This window comes from Saccharopolyspora erythraea NRRL 2338, assembly GCF_000062885.1.
Classification (GTDB): Bacteria; Actinomycetota; Actinomycetes; order Mycobacteriales; family Pseudonocardiaceae; genus Saccharopolyspora_D; species Saccharopolyspora_D erythraea.
Map to the genome: position 1 here is coordinate 1,216,620 of NC_009142.1, position 21,258 is coordinate 1,237,877.

Annotated in this window: 18 protein-coding genes, 2 tRNA genes and 1 other RNA gene; 13 read left to right on the plus strand and 8 right to left on the minus strand. The window is 70.3% G+C overall.

The annotated features are described in order from the left end of the window. Window positions 1–459: 459 nt before the first annotated feature. Together SACE_RS05355 and SACE_RS38250 are read right to left on the minus strand one after the other, a co-directional pair. On the minus strand, window positions 460–1,770 hold the full coding sequence (locus tag SACE_RS05355; RefSeq protein WP_009946580.1) for an ABC1 kinase family protein: 1,311 nt from the start codon (window positions 1,768–1,770) through the stop codon (window positions 460–462). A gap of 364 nt (window positions 1,771–2,134) precedes the next feature. Continuing rightward, window positions 2,135–2,284, minus strand: coding sequence for a DUF5679 domain-containing protein (locus tag SACE_RS38250; RefSeq protein ID WP_009946578.1), 150 nt, complete (start codon window positions 2,282–2,284; stop codon window positions 2,135–2,137). Window positions 2,285–2,513: 229 nt separating this feature from the next. On the opposite strand from SACE_RS38250, the gene SACE_RS05360 reads away from it, so the two are divergent. Beyond that, window positions 2,514–3,071: a M48 metallopeptidase family protein gene (locus SACE_RS05360; protein WP_009946576.1), complete on the plus strand. Its 558-nt coding sequence runs from the start codon at window positions 2,514–2,516 to the stop codon at window positions 3,069–3,071. 139 nt (window positions 3,072–3,210) lie between these two features. On the opposite strand, the gene SACE_RS05365 is transcribed toward SACE_RS05360, so the two are convergent. Beyond that, complete coding sequence (locus tag SACE_RS05365; protein ID WP_011873253.1) at window positions 3,211–4,737, minus strand: zinc-dependent metalloprotease; 1,527 nt, start codon at window positions 4,735–4,737, stop codon at window positions 3,211–3,213. A gap of 105 nt (window positions 4,738–4,842) precedes the next feature. On the opposite strand from SACE_RS05365, the gene SACE_RS05370 reads away from it, so the two are divergent. After that, the gene (locus tag SACE_RS05370) at window positions 4,843–5,844 is read left to right on the plus strand and encodes a YlbL family protein (protein WP_011873254.1); all 1,002 of its coding nucleotides are present in this window, start codon (window positions 4,843–4,845) and stop codon (window positions 5,842–5,844) included. 115 nt (window positions 5,845–5,959) lie between these two features. On the opposite strand, the gene SACE_RS05375 is transcribed toward SACE_RS05370, so the two are convergent. Then, window positions 5,960–6,487, minus strand: coding sequence for a PPA1309 family protein (locus tag SACE_RS05375; RefSeq protein ID WP_009946571.1), 528 nt, complete (start codon window positions 6,485–6,487; stop codon window positions 5,960–5,962). A 198-nt stretch (window positions 6,488–6,685) separates the two neighbouring features. Between SACE_RS05375 and SACE_RS05380 the strand changes: the two genes are divergently transcribed. The 3 genes from SACE_RS05380 to SACE_RS05390 all read left to right on the plus strand — a co-directional run bounded on the left by SACE_RS05380 (window position 6,686) and on the right by SACE_RS05390 (window position 10,235). Further along, window positions 6,686–9,592 carry a UPF0182 family protein gene (locus SACE_RS05380; protein ID WP_081468308.1) on the plus strand — a complete coding sequence of 969 codons (2,907 nt, stop codon included), beginning with the start codon at window positions 6,686–6,688 and terminating at the stop codon, window positions 9,590–9,592. Between the two features lie 176 nt (window positions 9,593–9,768). Continuing rightward, window positions 9,769–9,845 (plus strand) — tRNA-Met (locus tag SACE_RS05385). 316 nt (window positions 9,846–10,161) lie between these two features. Next, window positions 10,162–10,235: transfer RNA gene (locus SACE_RS05390), tRNA-Met, on the plus strand. Window positions 10,236–10,323: 88 nt separating this feature from the next. Here the strand turns inward: SACE_RS05390 and SACE_RS05395 are convergent. After that, complete coding sequence (locus tag SACE_RS05395) at window positions 10,324–10,539, minus strand: hypothetical protein (protein WP_011873255.1); 216 nt, start codon at window positions 10,537–10,539, stop codon at window positions 10,324–10,326. Between the two features lie 353 nt (window positions 10,540–10,892). Here SACE_RS05395 and SACE_RS05400 point away from each other — a divergent pair, with 353 nt between their 5' ends. The 7 genes from SACE_RS05400 (at window position 10,893) to ssrA (ending at window position 16,575) form a co-directional block, all read left to right on the plus strand. Then, complete coding sequence (locus tag SACE_RS05400) at window positions 10,893–11,390, plus strand: PadR family transcriptional regulator (RefSeq protein ID WP_029621593.1); 498 nt, start codon at window positions 10,893–10,895, stop codon at window positions 11,388–11,390. Window positions 11,391–11,493: 103 nt separating this feature from the next. Further along, on the plus strand, window positions 11,494–12,597 hold the full coding sequence (gene prfB, locus SACE_RS05405) for a peptide chain release factor 2 (RefSeq protein WP_009946567.1): 1,104 nt from the start codon (window positions 11,494–11,496) through the stop codon (window positions 12,595–12,597). A 230-nt stretch (window positions 12,598–12,827) separates the two neighbouring features. Continuing rightward, on the plus strand, window positions 12,828–13,517 hold the full coding sequence (gene ftsE / locus SACE_RS05410) for a cell division ATP-binding protein FtsE (RefSeq protein ID WP_009946563.1): 690 nt from the start codon (window positions 12,828–12,830) through the stop codon (window positions 13,515–13,517). 54 nt (window positions 13,518–13,571) lie between these two features. Further along, a complete protein-coding gene (gene ftsX, locus SACE_RS05415; RefSeq protein ID WP_009946562.1) occupies window positions 13,572–14,474 on the plus strand; it encodes a permease-like cell division protein FtsX in 903 nt (300 codons plus the stop codon). 10 nt (window positions 14,475–14,484) lie between these two features. Further along, the gene (gene smpB, locus SACE_RS05420; protein WP_009946561.1) at window positions 14,485–14,961 is read left to right on the plus strand and encodes an SsrA-binding protein SmpB; all 477 of its coding nucleotides are present in this window, start codon (window positions 14,485–14,487) and stop codon (window positions 14,959–14,961) included. 233 nt (window positions 14,962–15,194) lie between these two features. Continuing rightward, a complete protein-coding gene (locus SACE_RS05425; RefSeq protein WP_029621592.1) occupies window positions 15,195–16,106 on the plus strand; it encodes an amidohydrolase family protein in 912 nt (303 codons plus the stop codon). A gap of 98 nt (window positions 16,107–16,204) precedes the next feature. Continuing rightward, window positions 16,205–16,575: a transfer-messenger RNA gene (gene ssrA / locus SACE_RS35915) on the plus strand. 735 nt (window positions 16,576–17,310) lie between these two features. Here the strand turns inward: ssrA and SACE_RS05430 are convergent. Beyond that, window positions 17,311–17,703 (minus strand): type III secretion system chaperone family protein, encoded by a 393-nt coding sequence (locus tag SACE_RS05430; RefSeq protein WP_009946558.1) that lies wholly within the window; start codon window positions 17,701–17,703, stop codon window positions 17,311–17,313. A 184-nt stretch (window positions 17,704–17,887) separates the two neighbouring features. Between SACE_RS05430 and SACE_RS05435 the strand changes: the two genes are divergently transcribed. Next, window positions 17,888–18,349: a MarR family winged helix-turn-helix transcriptional regulator gene (locus tag SACE_RS05435; protein ID WP_009946557.1), complete on the plus strand. Its 462-nt coding sequence runs from the start codon at window positions 17,888–17,890 to the stop codon at window positions 18,347–18,349. Here the strand turns inward: SACE_RS05435 and SACE_RS05440 are convergent. Further along, window positions 18,324–19,031 carry a cysteine hydrolase family protein gene (locus SACE_RS05440; RefSeq protein ID WP_009946556.1) on the minus strand — a complete coding sequence of 236 codons (708 nt, stop codon included), beginning with the start codon at window positions 19,029–19,031 and terminating at the stop codon, window positions 18,324–18,326. The genes SACE_RS05435 and SACE_RS05440 overlap by 26 nt on opposite strands. Window positions 19,032–19,188: 157 nt before the next feature. Further along, the gene (locus SACE_RS05445) at window positions 19,189–21,165 is read right to left on the minus strand and encodes a UvrD-helicase domain-containing protein (protein ID WP_009946554.1); all 1,977 of its coding nucleotides are present in this window, start codon (window positions 21,163–21,165) and stop codon (window positions 19,189–19,191) included. Window positions 21,166–21,258: the final 93 nt, after the last annotated feature.

Genomic DNA, 21,258 nt, shown 5'->3' on the forward strand with positions numbered 1-21,258 from the left:
CCCACTCGCTCCCCACCGCACGCTGCCTCGAAAACCGGCCCCCTTGACGCGGTCTGATAGCCCTCGTGGGGGTCGACGGGATGAGATCCGCCAACCGCCCCACCGCAAGCTGCCTCGAAAACCCACTCATCCCGGAGACCTGCCGGGGGCCTGGGGGCGGCGAGCGCCCCAGAAACCCCTTACCAAGGCGACCCGCAAGGCCAGGGTGGGTACCTCGAAAACCCGCGCGCCCCCGCGCTGAAGGCGACCCGCAAGGCCAGGGTGGGTACCTCGAAAACCCGCGCGCCCCCACTCTGAAAGCGCCCCGCAAGGCCAGGGTGGATGCGTCGAAACTTGCGCGCCCCCGCACCCAAGGCGCCCCGCAAGGCCAGGGTGAGTACCCCGAAAACCCACGCGTCCCCACTCCCAAAGCGACGCGCAAGGGCCAAGCCCCCACCGCGGCACCCTGCCCCAAGCTCCTCACTCCGCGAAGCCGGGCTGCCAGTTCGAAATGATCTCCCGGGCCGCCACTTCGGCGTCGAGCTGGCACAGGATGCCGGTGGCGCCGAGGGTGACGCGGTGGATGAGCAGGTAGTCCGGGGGCAGGTTGAGCGAGCGGCCGGTGCGGAACTCCGGGCTGCGCAGGTCGCCGACCCGCTCCGCCTGGCTCTGCATCCAGCGCCGGGTGAAGTGGAAGCGTTCGGTGCGGACCGGGTCCACGAACGGCCCGAGGTACGCCTGGACGTCTTCGGCCCGCAGCTTGCTGTCGGTTTGCACGAAGCGGTCGGCGCGCAGCAGCTCCAGGAGCTCGTCCGCGCGGTCCTCGAGCGCGAGCCGCAGCATCCGGCCCATGGTGCGCGGCGGTCCGTCGGGCAGCTTGGCGACCGCGCCGAAGTCGATGACGGCGATCCTGCCGTCGCCCATCATCATGAAGTTGCCCGGGTGCGGGTCGGCGTGCAGCAGCCCGGCCCGCGCCGGTGACGAGTAGTGGAACTCCCCGAGCAGCCGTCCCGCCTCGTCGCGCTGCTCGCGCGTGCCTCCGGCGATGATCTCCGCGTACGGGGTGCCGGTGACCCACTCGGTGACCATGACCTTCGGTGCGCTGGCGACCACGCGCGGCACCAGGACCTGCTCGTCGTCGGCGAACGCCGCGGCGAAGGCGCGCTGGTGGTCGGCCTCGCTGCGGTAGTCGAGCTCCTCGACCATCCGGTCCTGCAGCTCGGTGAGCAGCGGCTTGATCTCGGCCCCGGGCGCCAGCGACTGGAACAGCCGGGAGAAGCGCATGAGCTGGCGCAGGTCCGCGCGCAGCGCCTCGTCCGCACCCGGGTACTGGATCTTCACCGCGACCTCGCGGCCGTCGTGCCAGACGGCTCGGTGCACCTGCCCGATGCTCGCGGCCGCGGCCGGGACCTCGTCGAAGTGCGCGAACCGGTCCCGCCAGGCCCGGCCGAGCTGCTCGTCGAGGACCCGGCGCACGCTGGCCTCCGACATCGGCGGCGCGGCCGACTGCAGTTTCGTCAGCGCCTCGCGGTAGGGGCCCGCCATGTCGTCTGGGACGGCGGCCTCGAACACGCTCAGCGCCTGCCCGAACTTCATCGCGCCGCCCTTGAGCTGTCCGAGGACGGCGAAGAGCTGTTCGGCCGTCCTGGCCGAGACCTCGGCGTTGATCTGCTCGGCGTCCCCGCCGGTGATGCGCTTCCCCCAGCCCGCGGCAACCCGGCCCGCGACGCTGAGCGGGAGGCTGGCGAGCTTGGCGGTGCGGTGGGCCGCCCGGCGGGGGATGTCGGTCACGAATTCTCCTCATTCGGGCACAGGAAAACTCTCTCGATGACCAGGTGTTCGACATCGAGGAACCCAGTCACATGCTAGAGCGTTCCCAGCCGCCTGTGGGGCGTGATCGACAGGTCGGATGCTGTTGTTCCGAGCACGGGAGCAACCACTGCTGCGGCGAACGGTCTGAGGAGTCGTGCGCGGCGGACGCCGCGAGCTTCCGGGGCGGTAGGTCAGCCGGACCGAGCGCGAAAGGCGCGAGTTGCCCCGTCGTGCCGGGTGAGCCCGGTACGCCGACGATGTGCTGCTTGGAGGTGGCCGCCGCGCGGGCGGCTGCCGGCGGGTGCCGCGGGTGGACCGCTCGCGGCCCACCCGCGTGGTGCGCTCAAGCCTTGCCGAGAATGCGGGTCATCTTGGTGCCGCAGACCGGGCACGTGCCCTTCGCCATGCGGCGTCCGTTGGTCTCCGCGACCTCACCGGAGAAGTCCCGCTTCTCCCGGCACTTCACGCAGTAGCCGTTGTACTTGTCGGCCACGGCTCCCCTCCTTCGTGTCGTGACCCTGCGTTGCCGCCGGGTCTTCGGTAGCCCGGGTCCGGGCCGCGCTGGGGGAACGGTACAGGCGGACCAATCAAGCTGCATACATAAAGAGCATCGCATGTTCGGCTTAAAGGAGTAATCCCTTGGGTGATCACGCGGCGTAGGTGGTGCGGTGAAGCTCACAGGGGGATCCGTTCGTCAGACCCGCTCGCTAAGGTCGGCTCTCGTGGCTGAACCCCAGGTCGAGGTGCGCCGCAGCAAGCGCCGGCGGCAAACGGTGAGCGCCTACCGAGATGGCGACAAGGTCGTCGTTCTGCTGCCGGCCCGGATGAGCCGGGCGGAGGAAAAGCGCTGGGTGGCGGACATGCTGAGCCGTCTCCAGCGCAGCGAGACCCGACGGCGCTCGCCTGCCAGGGACTCCGACGAGGCGCTCGCCGAGCGGTGCCGCGCGCTCGCGGCGAAGTACCTGGACGGCAGGGCCGAACCGGCCACCGTCCGGTGGGTGCCGCCGATGCGGACCCGGTGGGCGTCCTGCACTCCGAGCGATGCGTCCATCCGGGTGAGTCGACGCCTGCGAGATGTACCCGGATGGGTGCTCGACTACGTGCTGGTCCACGAGCTGGCGCACCTTCTGGTGCCGGGCCACGGGCCCGCGTTCTGGAAGCTGGTGCGCCAGTACCCGAAGACCGAAAGGGCGGTCGGCTACCTCGAAGGGCTGTCCGCGGCGGCCCACCTGGACCTCGGACTCGACGACGACACCGAGCCGGAGTCCGACGCCGTCTGAGACCGAGAGGCACAGTCATGGCCGCCGTCTCGCTCAGGCCGCCGCCTTCGGGAAGATCCAACGAACTCATCCCGGCCGCATCACCCCGGCCGGGGTCCGAGTCCGTGCACGTGCCGCGAACCGGCACGTCCACGCGGTCTTACTGCTTGTCGGGCCCGCCGCGCTGCTCGTCGCCGCTCTCGCCGGTCGAGCCTTCGTCCGAGTCACTCGAGCCACGAGCGTCACCGGAGCCACGGGAGTCACCCGAGCCACGCGAGTCGTCGGACTCGCCGCTCTCCGGCTCCGCGGCGTCGTCCGACTTCGCCGCCTCGTCGGCCTCGGCGCGGCGGATCGCCGCGATCGGGTCGTCCAGGTCGGTCGAGCCCGAGCCCCAGCGGTCGGCGAAGTCCAGCGGCTCGTCGAGGTCCTCGCTGCCGGGAAGCAGGTCGGGGTGGTCCCACACGCGGTCGCGGCTCTCGACGCCGTGCCGCTCGGTCATCAACCTCCACAGCGTCGCCGCCGCCCGCATCTGCCGCGGCCGCAGCTCCAGGCCGATCAGCGTGGCGAAGGTCTGCTCCGCCGGGCCTCCGCTGGCCCGCCTGCGGCGGATGGTCTCACCCAGCGCGCTCGCACCGGGCAGCCGTTCGCCGATGGCGTCGGCGACGACCACGTCGACCCAGCCCTCGACCAGCGCGAGCAGCGTCTCCAGCCGCTTGAGGGCGGCCTCCTGCTCCGGCGTGGTCTTCGGCTCGAGCATGCCGGAGTTCATCAGCTCCTGCATCGAGCCCGGGTTGGTCGGGTCGATCTTGCCCGCCAGCTCCTCCAGCGAGGAGGTGTCGACGGTGATGCCCCTGGCGAACTCCTCGACCGCGCCCAGCAGCCGCTGCCGCAGCCACGGGACGTGGCTGAACAGGCGGTGGTGCGCCGCCTCGCGCGCGGCGAGGAAGATGGTCGCCTCGCTGCCGGGCCGGTCCAGGCCCTCGACGAAGCGGTCGATGTTGGCGGGCAGCAGCGCGGCGGTGCCCTCGGGCCCCAGCGGCAGGCCGACCTCGGTGGAGGTCAGCACCTCGCCGCCGAGCTGGGCCAGCCCCTGCCCGAGCTGCGAGCCGAACGTGAGCCCGCCCATCTGCCCGAGCATGGACAGCAGCGGACCGGCCGCCTGCTTGGCCTCCTCCGGCAGCGCCTCCAGCCACGCGTTGGACATCCGCTGGGCGATGGGGTCGCACAGCCGCTGCCAGGTCGGCATCGTCTTCTCGACCCAGTCCACCGACGACCAGGTCTGCACGCTGCGCACGCCCGCGGGCAGGGAGGTGGTCGGGTCCAGCCACAGCTCGGCGAGCCGGACGGCCTCCTCGATGGCCTTGACCTGCTCCTGGCTGGGCCGCTCGGTGCGCTGGCCGCTGTGCAGCTGCTGGATGGCGAGCTGCTTGGCCAGGTCGTAGTTGACCGGCCCCTCGCCGCCGCCACCGGAGTGGCTGAGCACCTGGCCGAGCTGGGTCAGCATCTGGCCGAGCTGGCCGATGTCGAAGTTGGGCATGCCGCCCGGACCACCCGGCAGCGCGCCGAAACCGAAGCCGGGCATGTCCCCGTGATTTCCGGCGCCACCCTCGGAGCGCCCTTCCGACGAGTCGCGCTTGTCGCGGTCGTCGGGGTCCTGCGGGCCGAACCCGAACGGCAGATCACTCATGGTTCCACCGTACGCGGGTAGCGCCGGTCGGTAGAAGCCGTCCACACGCTCGCCCTGGGTGAACACGTACCCTGTCGCCTCGTGACACGCCGAACGTGGACCCTGATGACGAGTGTGCTCCTGGTCGTGGTTTTCGGAATGCTCGGCGCGTTCGTCCAGGTGCCGTTCGTCGCTCTGGGGCCCGGTCCCACCTACGACACGCTGGGCACCGAGGGGGACACGCCGGTCATCCGGATCGACGGTCAGCAGACCTACCCGACCGGTGGGCACCTGAACATGACCACGGTGACGGTCACCGACCAGCTCTCGCTGTTCGGCGCGCTCGGGTTGTGGGTGAGCGGCCGCTACGCGCTGGCGCCGCGCGAGGTGTACTTCCCGCCGGACAAGTCCGAGCAGCAGATCGAGCAGGAGAACACCAAGGCGTTCAACGACTCGCAGACCACCGCCGAGACCGCCGCGCTGCGCTACCTCGGGTACCCGACGAAGGTGCTTGCGGGCGAGATCGTCAAGGGCAGCCCCGCCGACGGTGTCATCGAGCCCGGCGACCGGCTGATCAGCGCGAACGGTCGTCCGGTGACCGATGCCGCGTCGCTGCGCGAGGCGCTGGCGGCCAACAGGCCGGGGGACCGGGTCGAGATCCGCTTCCGGCACGCCGACGAGCCCGAGCGCGCCGCGACCGTCCAGCTCGGGCAGCACCCGCACGGCGAGCCGCAGGGCTTCCTCGGCGTGGCCGCGACCGAGCGGCCGGACGTGCCGTTCGGCATCGAGATCAGCCTGGCCGACGTGGGCGGGCCCTCGGCGGGCCTGATGTTCTCGCTGGCCATCATCGACAAGCTCACGCCTGGTGAGATCAACGGCGGCCAGTTCGTGGCCGGTACCGGCGAGATCGACCCGGCGGGCACGGTCGGGGCGATCGGCGGCATCCCGTTCAAGATGGTCAAGGCGCGCGAGGCGGGCGCGACGACCTTCCTGGTGCCCGCGGGCAACTGCGCGGAGGCGAAGGCGCAGGCCCCGGCGGGGCTGCGGCTGGCCAAGGTCGCGACGCTGGACGAGGCGAACAAGGCCCTCGAAGCTCTGCGCAACGGCCAGGTCCCGGCCGGTTGCTGACCGGCGGCCGCGGCTGAGCGCTCTCCCCCCGGCGCTGCTGGAGCGCGGCGGTCAGCCCGCTTACCGGTAGCAGGGCCGCGACCGCCGGACAGCGGCCGCGCCCCCGGTCGCCGGCTCAGACCGTGAAGGTCTCCCGCAACGCGTTGAGCAGGTTCGGAGCGAGGCCGGCGTCCTCGACGACTTCGCCCGCCTCGTCGCCCTCGGCACGCAGTCGCATCAGGCAGGCGCCCGCGCCGTCGCGCAGGACCGCGGCGACCAGCCGGGCCTCCCGGCGCTCCGGGTGGTCGGCGGCGGCCTGGCGGGCCTGCTCGCCGTCGGTGGGCAGCGCCGCCTCGGCCTCCGGCGGCAGCACGACGATCTCCTGCACGATCGCGCACCCGGCGACCTGCTCCGGCCAGCTGATGCGGGCCAGCGCCTCGGCCAGGTCGTCGGCGGGCAGCGACTCCTGCGCGATCGGGGTCAGCGCGGACTCCGGGTCGAGCTGGTCGGCCAGGTTCGGCTCGGCGGCGAGCAGCTCCGAGGTCGGCACCAGGGCGAACACCTGGGTGGGCTGGTCCCAGCCCGCCGCCCCGACGAACTCCTCGATCTCGCGGGTGGCCACTCGCAGGGCGCCGGCCATGTCCTGGGTGTTGTCCGGTGACATGCGCTCATCGTCGCACCCGCGCACGCCCGCGTGACCAGCGGCGCCTCGGGGGTGAGATGTCCGCTTGTTCCAATTTCGCGGTGCGGTTCTGGAACTACTCCGGGGGGTCGTAGAGTTGAACATCATGAGCGGGGTCGGCGCTGCTCGCGGCGGCCTCCGGGCACTGAATGACCATCCCCAGGAGAGTGCGCTGTGGCCATGCGGCCCCCGGTAGGAATGCCGAAACTGTCCCGGCGGAGCCGGATCCTGCTGATCCTCGGCGGGGTGGTGCTGATCGCCCTGATCGCCGGGTCCAGGCTCCTGGGCACCTACGTCGACTGGTTGTGGTTCGGTGAGGTCGGGCGGCGGCAGGTGTTCGCCACCCAGGTGTTCAGCCGCCTCGGGCTGGGCGTGGCCGCCGGCGCCTTCGTCGGCGTGGTGCTGCTGCTGAACCTCTGGATCGCCTACCGCAGCAGGCCGGTGTTCGTGCCGGTCAGCGGGCCGGACGATCCGCTCGCGCGCTACCGCACGGTGGCCACCGAGCGCTCCCGGCTGTTCGGCTGGGGCATCCCGATCGTCATCGCCGTGATCGCGGGCCTGACCGCGCAGTCGGACTGGCAGACGCTGCAGCTGTTCCTGCACAGCGTGCCGTTCGGCCAGGTCGACCCCGAGTTCGGCAACGACATCTCCTTCTACACCTTCCAGCTGCCGTTCTGGCGCTTCCTGCTGTCGTGGTCGTTCGTGGCGATCACCGTCGGGTTCATCGGCGCGCTGGTCACGCACTACATCTTCGGCGGGATCCGGCTGGCCGGGCGGTCCGGGCAGGTCGCGGCTCCCGCGCGGATCCAGCTCTCGGTGCTGGCCGGGCTGTTCGTCCTGCTCAAGGCGGTCGACTACTTCCTCGACCGCTACGACCTGCTGCTGTCGGACCGCAACAGCCTGTTCACCGGTGCCACCTACACCGACCTGAACGCGCTGATGCCGGTCAAGCTGATCCTGATGATCATCGCGGTGTTCTGCGCCCTGGCGTTCTTCGCCGCGATCTTCCTGCGCAACTTGCAGATCCCGGCCATCGCGACCGTGCTGCTGGTGCTGTCGAGCATCCTGGTCGGCTCGGTGTGGCCCGCGCTGCTGGAGCAGTTCTCGGTCCGGCCGAACGCCAACCAGCGCGAGGCGCTGTCGATCGAGCGCAACCTCGCCGCCACGCGCAGCGCCTTCGGCATCGGCGCGGACAAGGTGACGATCAAGGACTACCCGGGCAAGACCGCGCTGACCCCCGGCGAGGTCGCCGACGACGAGGGCACGATCCCCAACATCCGGCTGCTCGACCCCAACGTCCTGTCCGACACCTTCACCCAGCTCACCCAGCAGTACAACTTCTACGGCTTCAACGAGAAGCTCGACGTCGACCGCTACCGCGAGCCCAACGGCCAGCTGCGCGACTACCTGGTGGCGCTGCGCGAGATCGACACCGACGGCCTGGCCCAGAACCAGCAGAGCTGGATCAACCGGCACATGGTCTACACCCACGGCAACGGCTTCATCGCCGCGCCCGCCGACCGGGTCGACTCCACCTTCCAGGAGGGCGCCACCCAGGGCGGCTACCCGGTGTTCCAGATCAGCGACGTCGCCAACGGCGGCAAGGGCGCGATCCCGGTCGACAACCCGCGCGTCTACTACGGCGAGCTGCTGAACCAGAACGACTACGCGATCGTCGGCGGCAACCCCGGCGAGGCGCCGCGGGAGTACGACACAGACCGGTCGGCCTACACCTACGCCGGCAAGGGCGGGGTGCCGCTGGGCAGCTTCTTCAACCGGCTGGTCTTCGCGGGCTACTACGGGGAGCGCAACTTCCTGTTCAACACCGCGATCGGCTCCGACTCCAAGATCATGTACGAGCGCAACCCCAGGGACCGCGTGCAGAAGGTCGCGCCCTGGCTCAAGCTCGACGGCGACCCGTACCCGGCGGTGGTCGACGGCAAGGTCAAGTGGATCATCGACGGCTACACCACGCTGGACAACTACCCGTACTCGCAGCAGACGCAGTTCGGCCAGGCGACCACCGACACCCTCACCGGCGTCGAGCGCCAGCCGAACCAGCCGATCAACTACATCCGCAACTCGGTGAAGGCCACCGTCGACGCCTACGACGGATCGGTCGACCTGTATGCGGTCGACGAGAAGGACCCGGTGCTCAAGGCCTGGCAGGGCGTGTTCCCCGGTGTGGTCAAGCCGGCCAAGGAGATCAGCCCGCAGCTGCAGGAGCACTTCCGGTACCCGGAGGACCTGTTCAAGGTGCAGCGCCAACTGCTCACCCAGTACCACGTGACCAACCCGGGCGACTTCTTCTCCAACCGCACCTTCTGGGAGGTCCCGCCGGACCCGACCAGCAGCGGTCAGGGCGGCAGCAACCAGGGCAACCAGCAGCCGCCGTACTACGTGCTGGCGCAGATCGAGGGCCAGAACCAGCCGACGTTCCAGCTCACCAGCGCCCTCACGGCGCTGAAGCGCCAGAACCTCGCCGCGTGGGTGTCGGCGTCGTCCGACCCGCGGGACTACGGCAAGCTCACCGTCCTGCGGCTGCCGACCGACACCCAGACCCCGGGCCCCAACCAGGTGCAGAACCAGATGGAGTCCACGCCGGAGGTCACCGAGAACCGGACCCTGTTCAACAACCCGCAGGTGACCGCGATCTTCGGCAACCTGCTGACGCTGCCGGTGGCCGGTGGGCTGCTCTACGTCGAGCCCATCTACATCCAGCGGAACGAGACCGAGTCGTATCCGCAGCTCGCGCGGGTGCTGGTCTCCTTCGGCGGCAAGGTCGGGTTCTCCGAGACGCTGGCCGGGGCGCTGGAGCAGGTCTTCGGTCCCGGAGCGGGCCAGACCGCCGGTGACGAGCCGCCGCCCGGGCAGGACAGCAACCAGCCGCCCGGGCAGCAGCCCCCGACGCAGCAGCCGCCGGCCGGCAGCCCGGAGATGACCAAGGCGGTCGCCGACATCCGGACGGCGCTGGAGTCGGTGCGCTCGGCGCAGCAGTCCGGCAACTTCGGCCGGCTCGGCGCGGCCTACCAGCAGCTCGACGAGGCGCTCAAGCGCTTCGAGCAGCTCGGGGGCACCGGCGGCTGAGCCGGGCCTGCCTCAGGTGGCGGGGGCGCTTCGCGGTGGACGCGAGGCGCCCCCGCCGTCGTTCTTCCTGCGGAAACGACGTTCGTGCCCGCGGAGGTCGATGACCCTGGTCACTATTCACGGGGGCTGGTTTGCACTATCATTCGCCGGTCGCCTAGTCTTATGGCACAACACAGCGCGGGGTGGAGCAGCTCGGTAGCTCGCTGGGCTCATAACCCAGAGGTCGCAGGTTCGAATCCTGTCCCCGCTACCAAGATGGTGAAGGTGGCGCACTCGCGAGTGCGCCACCTTCACTTTTTTTCTGGTGTTTGTTGGGGGGCCGAGCCCCCAAGCCCCCCACAGTGCGGTGCGGGCTTTCGTCGGCTTCTCGTTCGGGGATTGTTCCCGGCCTGGTTCTGGACCAGCGTCCGTCGCTCTGCCGTCGGATAGGTGGCCCGGTGGGCTTATGGGCGTCCGCGATGATCTGGGCGATGTTTTGCCTGGTCATCGGGTGTTCGAGACGTTGAGGGGACCCCCGTTCAAGGGGGCTGTTGGGGGCGGTGTAAAGTTCTGTTCACAACGAAAGACGGCGCGGGGTGGAGCAGCTCGGTAGCTCGCTGGGCTCATAACCCAGAGGTCGCAGGTTCGAATCCTGTCCCCGCTACTGAACGAAGGCCCGGACCGGTTGGTCCGGGCCTTCGCTTCGTCGTCATCGGGTGCTGGTCATCGGGGTGGCTGTGGCCGGCCGGCGGTTACAGGCCCTCCGCCCAGGTCCGGGCGCACGCGGGTGAGCACACCCGCCCGTCGCCGCGGACCGTGTGGTGCCTGCGCATGGTCCGTCCGCACACCATGCACGAATCCTCGCTTGCCAGCTGGAACGGCACCATGGCCTTCGCTCGCTCGGTGACCTTGCCGGTCACCTTGGTCCCGGTTTCCGCGAGCTTGGTACGCAACCAACTGCGATGCACGGTCGCCTCCTCCGACTCCACTCGTCCACGGCCTCCTGCGGGCCGGCCAAGAGCAGCGTGCTCGCCCGCCGGTGATGTTGGGCAGCCCCGGCGGGCCAGAGCACCTCATAGAACCGCGAATACCGCCCGGACAGGGCAGCGCGGGCCCGGGCGGTTGCGCTCCGTGCACCCGTGTTCGCCATTCGGCCGAAGCGAAACCGCTTCATGTGTGAGTCCGCGAGTGGGGTCGCCGCCACCGGCGTTGACGGGATCGGAGTAGCCGTTCGTCCACTCGGACCAGTCCACTGCAACCACAGTGGACAGATGTGCTGGCCACTGTGGACACCATCGCGCACACGTGGCACCTTGGAGTCGTGACCGAGCTGAATGCGACATCCGCCGCCCTGTTGGGCCTACTGCACGAGGGGCCGAAGACCGGTGGCCAGTTGGTTGCGGCCGCCACCGAGCGCTTCGGCGGGTTCTTCAGTGTTACCCGCAGCCAGGTGTACCGGGAGCTCCCCGCCCTCACCGACGCCGGCCTGCTCCGCCTCGGCAAGCAGGGTCCCCGCTCCAGCCAGCAGTACGCGATCACCGCCGCGGGCAAGCGGGCCTTCAAGTCCTGGCTGAACACCGAGCCCGGCCCGGACAACGTCCGCAGCCCCCTGATCCTGCGCCTGGTCCACTCCGGATCGCTGACGCCCAAGCAGCGGGCCGCGCTGGTCGACTCCGCCCGCGTCCAGTACGCGGCCAAGCTCGACGAGGCGCGCAACGCCGCGAAGGCCACCACCGACCCGTACGAGAAGGCCGCGGCCGACTTCGCGGTGGCGCACAACCGCGCCGTGATCAAGCTCCTGGACGCCATCCCGGAGTGATCGCCACGCCTGCCGTCGGGCGGCCCCGGCGTCGGGGCCGCCCGACGTCGAATCAGGCCGTCCTCGTAGGCCGGGGCGCACGGGTCAAGTACTCTTGAGCACTGTGAATCCCGATGTCGCCGCCGACCTCAAGGAACTGTCCACCACTCTCGAGGGCATCGAGAGCGTGATGGATCTGGACGCGTTGCGCGCGAAGATCGCGGAACTGGAGGAGGAGGCGGCCCGCCCCGACCTCTGGGACGACGTGGAGCACGCGCAGCGGGTCAGCAGCCAGCTCGTGCACCGCCAGTCGGAGCTGCGCAAGATCAAGGACCTGCGCCAGCGGGTGGAGGACCTGGAGGTCCTCTACGAGCTCTCCGAGGACGAGGGCGACGACTCCGGGCTCGCCGAGGCCGACTCCGAGCGCACCAAGCTCAAGAAGGACCTCGAGGCGCTGGAGGTCCGCACCCTGCTGTCCGGTGACTACGACCAGCGGGAGGCCGTCGTCACCATCCGCGCCGAGGCGGGCGGGGTGGACGCGGCCGACTTCGCCGAGATGCTGATGCGGATGTACGTGCGCTGGGCCGAGCGCCACGAGTACCCCGTCGAGGTCTACGACACCTCCTACGCCGAGGAGGCTGGGCTGAAGTCGGCGACCTTCCGGGTCAACGCCCCCTACGCCTACGGCACGCTCTCGGTCGAGCAGGGCACGCACCGGCTGGTGCGGATCTCGCCCTTCGACAACCAGGGCCGCAGGCAGACCTCGTTCGCCGGCGTCGAGGTGCTTCCGGTGGTCGAGGAGACCGACCACGTCGAGATCCCGGAGAAGGACATCCGGGTCGACGTCTTCCGCTCCTCGGGCCCCGGCGGCCAGAGCGTCAACACCACCGACTCGGCCGTGCGCATCACGCACATCCCGACCGGCATCGTGGTGTCGTGCCAGAACGAGAAGTCGCAGCTGCAGAACAAGGCCGCCGCGCTGCGGGTCCTGCAGTCCAAGCTGCTGGCCAAGAAGAAGGAGCAGGAGCGGGCCGAGCTGGACGCGCTGAAGGACAGCGGTTCGAGCTGGGGCAACCAGATGCGCTCCTACGTCCTGCACCCGTACCAGATGGTCAAGGACCTGCGCACCGAGTTCGAGGTGGGCAACCCCGACGCGGTGCTCGACGGCCAGATCGACGGCTTCCTGGAGGCCGGCATCCGCTGGCGTCGTCAGCAGGACGCCGCCTGACCGGTCCCGCCGCGCGCCGCCTGCGCACCGTGGGCGTCCCGCTCCGATGAGTAGCCGATCCCGACCCGCGCGCGCCGCCCGGGCGCGTGCGGCTCGCGGGCGGATCGGCTTGCGGCGCGACTGGGGTCACACCGAGTGGTGGTCGTTCCAAAACGCCTGGTAGGCGAGGGTCGCGCCGCTGAAGTGGGTGAGCGAGGTCCCTCGAACGGTCGCGGGTAAACTCACGCCCCGTGATCCGGCTCGAACACGTGTCAAAGGCGTACAAGACGTCGACGCGACCCGCCCTCGAGGACGTCTCGGTCGCTATCGACAAGGGCGAGTTCGTGTTCCTCATCGGCCCCTCGGGGTCGGGCAAGTCGACGGCCCTGCGGCTCCTCCTGCGCGAGGACGTGCCCACCCGTGGACGGGTGTGGGTCGCGGACTGGAACGTCGCCAAGCTGCCCCGACGGCGGGTGCCCCGCCTGCGGCAGCGCATCGGCTGCGTGTTCCAGGACTTCCGGCTGCTCAACAACAAGACGGTCGCCGAGAACGTCGCCTTCGCCCTCGAAGTGATCGGCAAGCCCCGCCACACCATCCGCAAGGTGGTGCCGGAGGTGCTCCAGCTGGTGGGCCTGGAAGGCAAGGCCGACCGCATGCCGCACGAGCTCTCCGGCGGTGAGCAGCAGCGCGTCGCGATCGCCAGGGCCTTCGTAAACCGGCCGCTGGTGCTGCTCTGCGACGAGCCGACCGGGAACCTGGACCCCGACACCAGCCAGGACATCATGCTGCTGCTTGAGCGGATCAACCGGACCGGCACCACCGTCGTGATGGCCACCCACGACCACGGCATCGTCGACTCGATGCGCCGCCGCGTCGTGGAGCTGAGCCTGGGCAGGGTCGTGCGCGACGACGCCCGCGGCGTCTACGGCGTCGGCCGCTAGCGGCGGTCTCCCCGGCAACCACGTCCCCCGACTCAAGCCAGGAAAGCTGACACAATGCGCGCGAGCTTCGTATTCAGCGAGGTCGTCAACGGCCTTCGCCGAAACGTGACGATGACCATCGCGATGATCCTGACGACGGCCATCTCGGTCGGCCTGCTCGGCGGTGGTCTGCTGGTCGTCCGGCTGATCGACAAGATGCAGGAGACCTACCAGGACCGGGTCGAGGTCGTCGTCTTCATGACCGACGACGTCAGCGCCAACGACCCCGAGTGCTCCGAGCAGCCGTGCGCGGGCATCAAGTCCCAGCTCACCCAGGCCTCCGGCGTCGAGACCGTGCGCTACGAGAACCGCGAAGAGGCGTTCGCCAACTTCAACAAGGTCTTCGAGTCCCAGCCGGAGCTGCGCGAGGTGGCCCGCAAGGAGGCCATGCCCGCGTCGCTGCGCGTCCAGCTGGAGGACCCCGACCGGTTCCCGGTGATCGAGCAGCAGCTCTCCGGCAAGCCCGGCGTGGACAGCGTCGTCGACCAGGCCGACTACCTGAACCGGCTGTTCGAGGTGCTCAACGGCGTGCGCAACGCGACCTTCTCGATCGCGCTGGTGCAGGCCCTGGCGGCGTTGTTGCTGATCTCCAACACGATCCAGCTCTCGGCGTTCACCAGACGGACCGAGACCGGCATCATGCGCCTGGTCGGCGCGACCCGCTGGTACACCCAGCTGCCGTTCCTCCTGGAGGCGGTGGTCTCGGGTCTCATCGGTGCGACCCTGGCGATCATCGGCCTGCTGATCTCGAAGGCGACCTTCATCGACAAGGTGATGGCGCCGGTGTTCGGCACCGGCATCATCCCCGAGATCGGCTACGCCGACATCGCGTGGGTCTCGCCGATCCTGCTGCTGGTGGCGGCCGGCATCTCCGCGATCACCGGATATGTGACGCTGCGCCTCTACGTCCGCTTGTAAAGTTGCCCTCATGGCGAAGGAACAGGGCCGCAAGCTGATCGCGCAGAACCGCAGGGCGCGGCATGACTGGTCGGTGCTGGACACCTACGAGACCGGGATCGTGCTCACCGGGACCGAGGTGAAGAGCCTGCGGCAGGGCAAGGCGTCGCTGGTCGACGGGTTCGCCACCGTCGACCGCGGCGAGGTGTGGCTGCGCAACGTCCACATCCCCGAGTACACCGAGGGCACCTGGACCAACCACGAGCCCCGGCGCTCGCGCAAGCTGCTGCTGCACAAGGGCGAGATCATCCGGCTGATCGGAAAGATCCAGGAGAGCGGTCTGAGCCTGATCCCGCTGTCGCTGTACTTCTCCGACGGCAAGGCCAAGGTCGAGCTGGCCCTGGCCAAGGGCAAGAAGGCGCACGACAAGCGCCAGGACCTGGCCAAGAAGGACGCCCAGCGCGAGATCGAGCGGGCCATGGGCCGCGCCCGCAAGGGCAAGTGGTAGCTCCGGAGCCGATGGGCGGGGTCGCGCGGCCCGCGTCCGGGTCGGGTCCAGGGGCCGGTGCGGACCTGGAGACGGCGGGCTCTGCCGTCGGGTCGGGTTCGGGGGACGGCGCGGGTCCGGCGGCCGGGGCGGACCTGGTGGTCGGGTCCGTGGGCTCGGCGGCCGAGTCGGACTCGGGAGCCGGGGCGGACCTGGAGACGGAGTCCGCGGGCTCTGCGGTCGGGTCGGGTTCGGTGACCGGGTCGGCGGGGCCGGCGACCGACGGTGACGTGCCGGCGTGGCTGGCCGGGCTCGGCATCCCCGGGCTGATCGACCTGCACACCCATTTCCTGCCGGACCGGGTGCTGCGCAAGGTCTGGGCCTACTTCGACCAGGCGCACACCCACTACGGCGTCGAGTGGCCGATCCACTACCGCCATCCGGAACCGACCCGGCTGCGGATGCTGCGCGACCTCGGGGTGACGACGTTCGCGCCCCTGGTCTACCCGCACAAGCCGGGCATGGCGGCCTGGCTCAACGACTGGGCGCTGGACTTCGGCCGCCGCACGCCGGGGGCGGTGCCCACGGCCACGATGTTCCCGGAACCGGGCGCGCACGACTCCCTCGCGGCCGCCGTCGAGGCCGGTGCGCGGTGCGTCAAGGTGCACGTCCAGGTCGGCGGGTTCGATCCCAGGGACCCGCTGCTGGATCCGGCGTGGGGCCTGCTGGCAGAGGCCGGCATCCCGGCGGTGGTGCACTGCGGTCACGGGCCGCTGCGCGGCGACCACACCGGGCTGGAGGTCTTCGCCGAGGTGCTGGCCCGCCACCCGCGCCTGGTGGCGGTGCTCGCGCACGCGGGAATGCCCGAGTACGACGAAGCGTTGAGGATGGTCGAGAAGTACCCGAGGGTGCATCTGGACACCACGATGGTGGGCGTCACCTTCAGCGAGAAGATGTCGCCGCTGCCGCCCGACTGGCCCGCGCGGCTGGCCGACCTGGGGGACCGGGTGGTCCTGGGCACGGACTTCCCGAACATCCCGTACCCCTACGCCGAGCAACTGGCGGCCATCGCGGGATGGGCGGCGGCCGACGACCGGCTGGGCGCGTCGTTCCTGCGTGCTGTGCTCCACGACACGCCGGGACGCCTGCTGGGAGTGCTGTCCTGATCGGTTCGGGGATATGGGAATGATCGTCCGGTCGGCGGGCGTTATCCTGTTGTTCAGTGGTTCGAAGGACGGGCCACACGGCAGCAGCCACTCGACAGGGGGGTGAACGGTTTCGACTCCGTACGTTGATCCAAGGGAAGCGTGCCGGTGCAGGCGGAAGACCACCGAAAGCGTCGCCGCAACCAAATAAGCGCCGACAAGAGTCAGCGCGAGTTCGCCCTCGCCGCCTGAGCGAGGAGCGACTCTGTCGGACCGGGAACGCCTCCGTCCCGGAATCCGGCATCATCTAGGAGGCTCTTACCGCCAGGTTCGGCCGCGGAACCTGGCGGGACACCAAACAGCGGCTGGGCTCGTCACACCGGCTGGTTCGTGAGACCGGTGGAGCCAAGCAGAGGCACAGCGAACTGCGCACGGAGAAGTCTTGGTGAAGCGGCGGAGGACCCGGGTTCGATTCCCGGCACCTCCACTTGGAGCCTGTTCGGCGCCCTGGCGGGCGCCTTCCAGGCTCCTTGTTTTTTGTACGGGGGCCGAGTGCCCGTAGGCCCCTACGGTGCGGTGGGGGCGTTCGTCGGCTTCTCGGCTTTGGGGGCGTTGCCGGCCTGGTTCTGGACCAGCCCCATCTCTTGGCCGCCTTCGGTGGCCTTCGCCCTTTGGGGCCTGTTCGGCGCGCTGGCGGGTGCCTTTCAGGCTTCTTGTTTTGTACGGGGGCCGAGTGCCCGTAGGCCCCTACGGTGCGGTGGGGGCGTTCGTCGGCTTCTCGGCTTTGGGGGCGTTGCCGGCCTGGTTCTGGACCAGCCCCATCTCTTGGCCGCCTTCGGTGGCCTTCGCCCTTTGGGGCCTGTTCGGCGCGCTGGCGGGTGCCTTTCAGGCTTCTTGTTTTGTACGGGGGCCGAGTGCCCGTAGGCCCCTACGGTGCGGTGGGGGCGTTCGTCGGCTTCTCGGCTTTGGGGGCGTTGCCGGCCTGGTTCTGGACCAGCCCCATCTCTTGGTCACCTTCGGTGGCCTTCGCCCCCCAAGCCCCGTCCCTGGGTCTTGCGGGGCCGGCTGGTCGCCTTGCTGGCTCCGCTGCGGCGGAGACAGGGCTCAGTCGGTATGAGCGCCCGGCGCCGGCAGTGCGTGGCCGACTGGGTGCGGCGGTGATCTCGGCGTGGATGCCGCGCCGGGAGCCCGCGGTGTCGGCCGGTGGGGCTGGTCGGCGGAGGCGTCAGTAGCCGTCGCCGCCGAAGAACATCTCCTCCAGTTGGTCGGCGGTGTCGGCCACGAAGGTGAGGGGGTCGGTGAACTCGTTGATGTCCAGGTTCTCCAGCGGCAGGGCGTGCCGCAGCACGACGTGGTCGCCCATGATCGCCGCGCCGCACACCACCGAGGTCTGGCCGATCTCCTCCAGCAGGCGCTTGAGGTCGACGTCGGCGACCCGTCCGCACACCGATGCCACCTGCACCCAGTCCTCGCTGCTGTCGAGGACCTCGTGGGCGAGGATGATGACCTGGCTGCGGCCGTCCTCGTACTCGATGAGGATCCTCAGCTCGTCGTCGCCGTCCTCGATGACGCGGTACTCGGTCCGCACGAAGGCGATCAGGTCCTGCCAGGTAGCCACGTTTCCTCCCAGTCCGGCGAAATGCCGTCGCAGAGCCTATTGCAACGCCTGTCCCGCCGCCGGGGAATCGCCCTACCGGGTGCGCGTCCGACGACCGTCCACAGTGGTCCATCCTGCGCGCGCTCGTGGGCGTCGGGGTGGGGCGGGCTAGACTGCCCGCAGGCTAGGCGGTGGGAGACGAGTGGTGTCACGCAACGACCGGCGGGCCGACCGGATGACCTCGGACCCGGACCTGGTCGCGCTGAGCGCCCGGTTGCTGTTCGCGCTCCAGCGCGAGCTGTTCGACGCGCTGGCCGAGCGCGGCTACGACGACCTGACGCCGCGCCACGGCGCCGTGCTGGCCTACCTCGACGAGTCCGGTTTGCGGGCCAGCGAGCTGGCCCGGCTTTCCGGGCAGCACAAGCAGATCATCGGCACCATCGTCGACGACCTGGAAGCGCTCGGCTACGTCGAGCGCAGGCCGGACCCGGCCGACCGCAGGGCCAAGCTCGTGGTGCCGACCGAGCGCGGAAGGGCCGAGCAGCGCGAGGCCGACGCCGTCATCGCCGCGATCGAGCGGCGGCACGCGCGGGCGCTGCCGCCGCAGCGCTACGCGCGGTTCAAGGACGACCTGCGCGCGATCACCGAGCGGCAGCGGTCTCGATAGCCCGCAGGAACCCCTCGGAGTCGGCGACCCAGCCGAGGTTGCGCTCGATGACGGCGAGCGACGCGTCGTGGTTGGCGCGGCTCATCGGCTCGCTGGTGCAGTCCTCGAGCACGACCGGCACGTAGTCGCGGAACATCGCGTCGCGGACGGTCGACTCCACGCACACGCTGGTCGTGCAGCCGGTGACGACCAGGTTGGCGACGCCGAGCCGGCGGAGCACGGCGTCCAGTTCGGTTCCGTAGAAGCCGCTGTAGCGGTTCTTGCGCACCACGACATCGGTGGGCTCGGGCGCGAGTTCGGGCAGGATCTCGGTGTTCCACGTGCCGTGCACGAGAAGGCGGCCCTCCCCGCCGTCCGGCGTCCGGATCCGCCGGCCGACCTCGACGGCGTCGTGGGCGATGCGGTTCTTCGAGCGCGCGGGACCGAGGTCGGACAGGTCGGGCAGGTAGCCGTGCTGCAGGTGGACGACGGGGATGCCGGCCGCCCGCGCGGTGGTGCAGACCCGGGCGATCGGGCCGATCGTCGCTCGCGCCGGCGCGATGTCGTTGCCGACGAGGTCGCCCAGCCCGCCTTCGGCCGCGAAGTCGTTCTGCATGTCGATCACCAGCACCGCGGTTTCGGCGGTGTCCAGTTCGACTTCCTGCGGCCTGGCGTTGAGCGAGGCACGGAGCGACGCGGACATGGCGACCTGCTTTCGTCACGAAGTGTGATAGTCAATATTCTTGACTGAATATAGGGCAGTGTGCGCCAACGGCGCTATTGCTTCGCGGAGCGCTGTGCGAGAGCGCTCGCGGTTCAGCGGGCGGCGCCCGCTGAACACCTGGTGGAGGCTCCGCGGCTCAGCGGGTCTCGACCTTGCCGATCCAGACGTAGTCGCGGGCGCGGGTCACCGCCACGAGCGCCTGCCGCTGTCCGGCTTCGGCCTCCTCGCGGTAGCTGGTCACCGGCCGGGGCTCGTCGGGCAGGAAGACGGAGCGGAACTCGGTGCCCTTGGCCCGGTGGACCGTGCCCACGTGCACCGCGGCCGACGGCGCGCCTTCCCAGCGGTCCAGCGGACTCACCTGGAAACCGGCCTGCCGCAACACTTCCTCCCAGCGCGCGGCGGCGTTGTTCGTGCGGGTCAGCACCGCCGCGTCCGAAGGGTCGTCGAGCGCCCGCAGCGCGGCGACCAGCGCCTCCTCCTGGTCGGCTCCGCGCCAGTGCACGGCGCGTCCGCCGCCGAGCACCGGCAGCGCGGAGCGCATCGTGACGGCCGGTCCGCCGTCGAGGTCGTCGAAGCGGTTCACCGCGTCGAACTCGCACGCCTCGTCGACGATCGTGGTGCGGTTGCGGTAGTTGCGGCGCAGCACCTCGCCGCGCCCGCTCAGCGATATCCCGGCCTCCGACAGCCGCCAGCCGCCCGCGTAGACCTGCTGCTGCCCGTCGCCGACCAGCAGCAACTGGTTCGGGGCGTCACCGCTGATGGCGTGCACCAGCCGCAAACCGATGAGCGTGAGGTCCTGGACCTCGTCCACCACCGCCGCGGTGAAGCGCCGCTCCAGCGGCTTGCGCCCCAGCTCGTCCAGGGCGCGCATCAGCACGTCGTTGTGGTCGTAGACACCGCGTTCGGACAGTTCGCGCTCGTACTCGCAGTAGAACTCCCAGACGTGCGCCCGGAAACCCGGCGTCAGGTTGCCGCCGCGACCCCGGCGCGGTGCGTGCCGGTACGCCTCCAGCGTGCCGAGGCCGCGACCTTTGATCACGCGGTCGATCTCGTCCTTCCAGTACGCGCGCGAGGGCCGGGCGGTGGCCAGCGGACCACCGGCCCCGGTGCGCTCCCACACCGCGCGGAAGGCCTCTTCGATCTGCTGCTCGTCGACCTCGGCGTCGCGCCCGCGCTCGACGAGGAACTCCCTGGCCCAGCCGTGCAGGTGCTGGAACCGGACGCGGTCGCGGACCTGCCCGGCCAGCGAGCGGAACTGCTTCTCGGCGATCCGCGGCAGGTTCCGCAGGTGCGTGGTGTAGAGGAGCTCGCCGGTGCTGCGCCGGGCGAGGTATGCCAGGCGGTGCAGCGCGAGAACGGTCTTGCCGGTGCCCGCCGGGCCCGTGATGCGCGCCGGTCCGGAGTACTGCCTGCGGACCAGACCGAGCTGGCTGTCGTCGAGGAAGATCCGCCAGTCCTGGAACGGACCGCGCACGGCGCGCTCGAAGCGCTCCTCGCGCAGCTGGTCCACCTCGAACAGACCGGAGGAGCGGCCGGAGACCCCGGTCTCACCCGCCCCGCGCTGCGCCGGGATGTGCTGGGCGTTCCAGCCGATCGGCGTCAGGTCGAACGTGCTGTTGCCGAGGTGGCGGGCCACCGAGAGCGCGTCGGTGGCTTCGAGGACGCGTTCGCCGCCGACGAGGACGCGGTCCAGCTCGTTCTCGGCGATCAGCAGGTGCTCGCCGCTGTGACCGCTGCGCGCACGGCCCGTGCGCGCCGGGACGACAACGACCGTCCGCAGTGCCGCTTCGGTCAGCATCCCGTGCGGCGTGGGCACACCGGCCAGCAGCTCGGCGGTCCAGACGAACGCGGCGCGGGAGTCCTCCCACGCCGGTTCCTCCTCCCGGAGCAGCACGGCGAGCACGCCCTGGGGGCCGGAGAGCACCACGTCGGGCCTGTTCGGCGGGGTGTCCGGGGCGAACTGGTTGAGCAGCGTGTACCAGCCGGTGCCGCGCTCCACGGCGAACCGCTCGACCACGCGCCGCTGCCAGGTCGGAAGCGGCGGGCGTGCCTGGAGTTCCTGCTGCGCCTGCCGGCGCAGGCGTTCGTCGCGGTGGTTGAAGGTCCCGGTCATGGTGCCCCCACGACCGCGCGGAAGGCCGCTGCCCGGTCGGTGCCCATGACCGGATTCGGGAGCTGAACGGTCATGGCGCCTCCCCGGCTCGAC

Bases quoted from the DNA above. Each gene is read 5' to 3' on its own strand.
- SACE_RS05365 (WP_011873253.1), bottom strand. From the start codon at position 4,737: ATGAGTGATCTGCCGTTCGGGTTCGGCCCGCAGGACCCCGACGACCGC.
- SACE_RS05370 (WP_011873254.1), top strand. From the start codon at position 4,843: ATGACGAGTGTGCTCCTGGTCGTGGTTTTCGGAATGCTCGGCGCGTTC.
- SACE_RS05375 (WP_009946571.1), bottom strand. From the start codon at position 6,487: ATGTCACCGGACAACACCCAGGACATGGCCGGCGCCCTGCGAGTGGCC.
- SACE_RS05380 (WP_081468308.1), top strand. From the start codon at position 6,686: ATGCGGCCCCCGGTAGGAATGCCGAAACTGTCCCGGCGGAGCCGGATC.
- ftsX (WP_009946562.1), top strand. From the start codon at position 13,572: ATGCGCGCGAGCTTCGTATTCAGCGAGGTCGTCAACGGCCTTCGCCGA.
- smpB (WP_009946561.1), top strand. From the start codon at position 14,485: ATGGCGAAGGAACAGGGCCGCAAGCTGATCGCGCAGAACCGCAGGGCG.
- SACE_RS05440 (WP_009946556.1), bottom strand. From the start codon at position 19,031: ATGTCCGCGTCGCTCCGTGCCTCGCTCAACGCCAGGCCGCAGGAAGTC.
- SACE_RS05445 (WP_009946554.1), bottom strand. From the start codon at position 21,165: ATGACCGGGACCTTCAACCACCGCGACGAACGCCTGCGCCGGCAGGCG.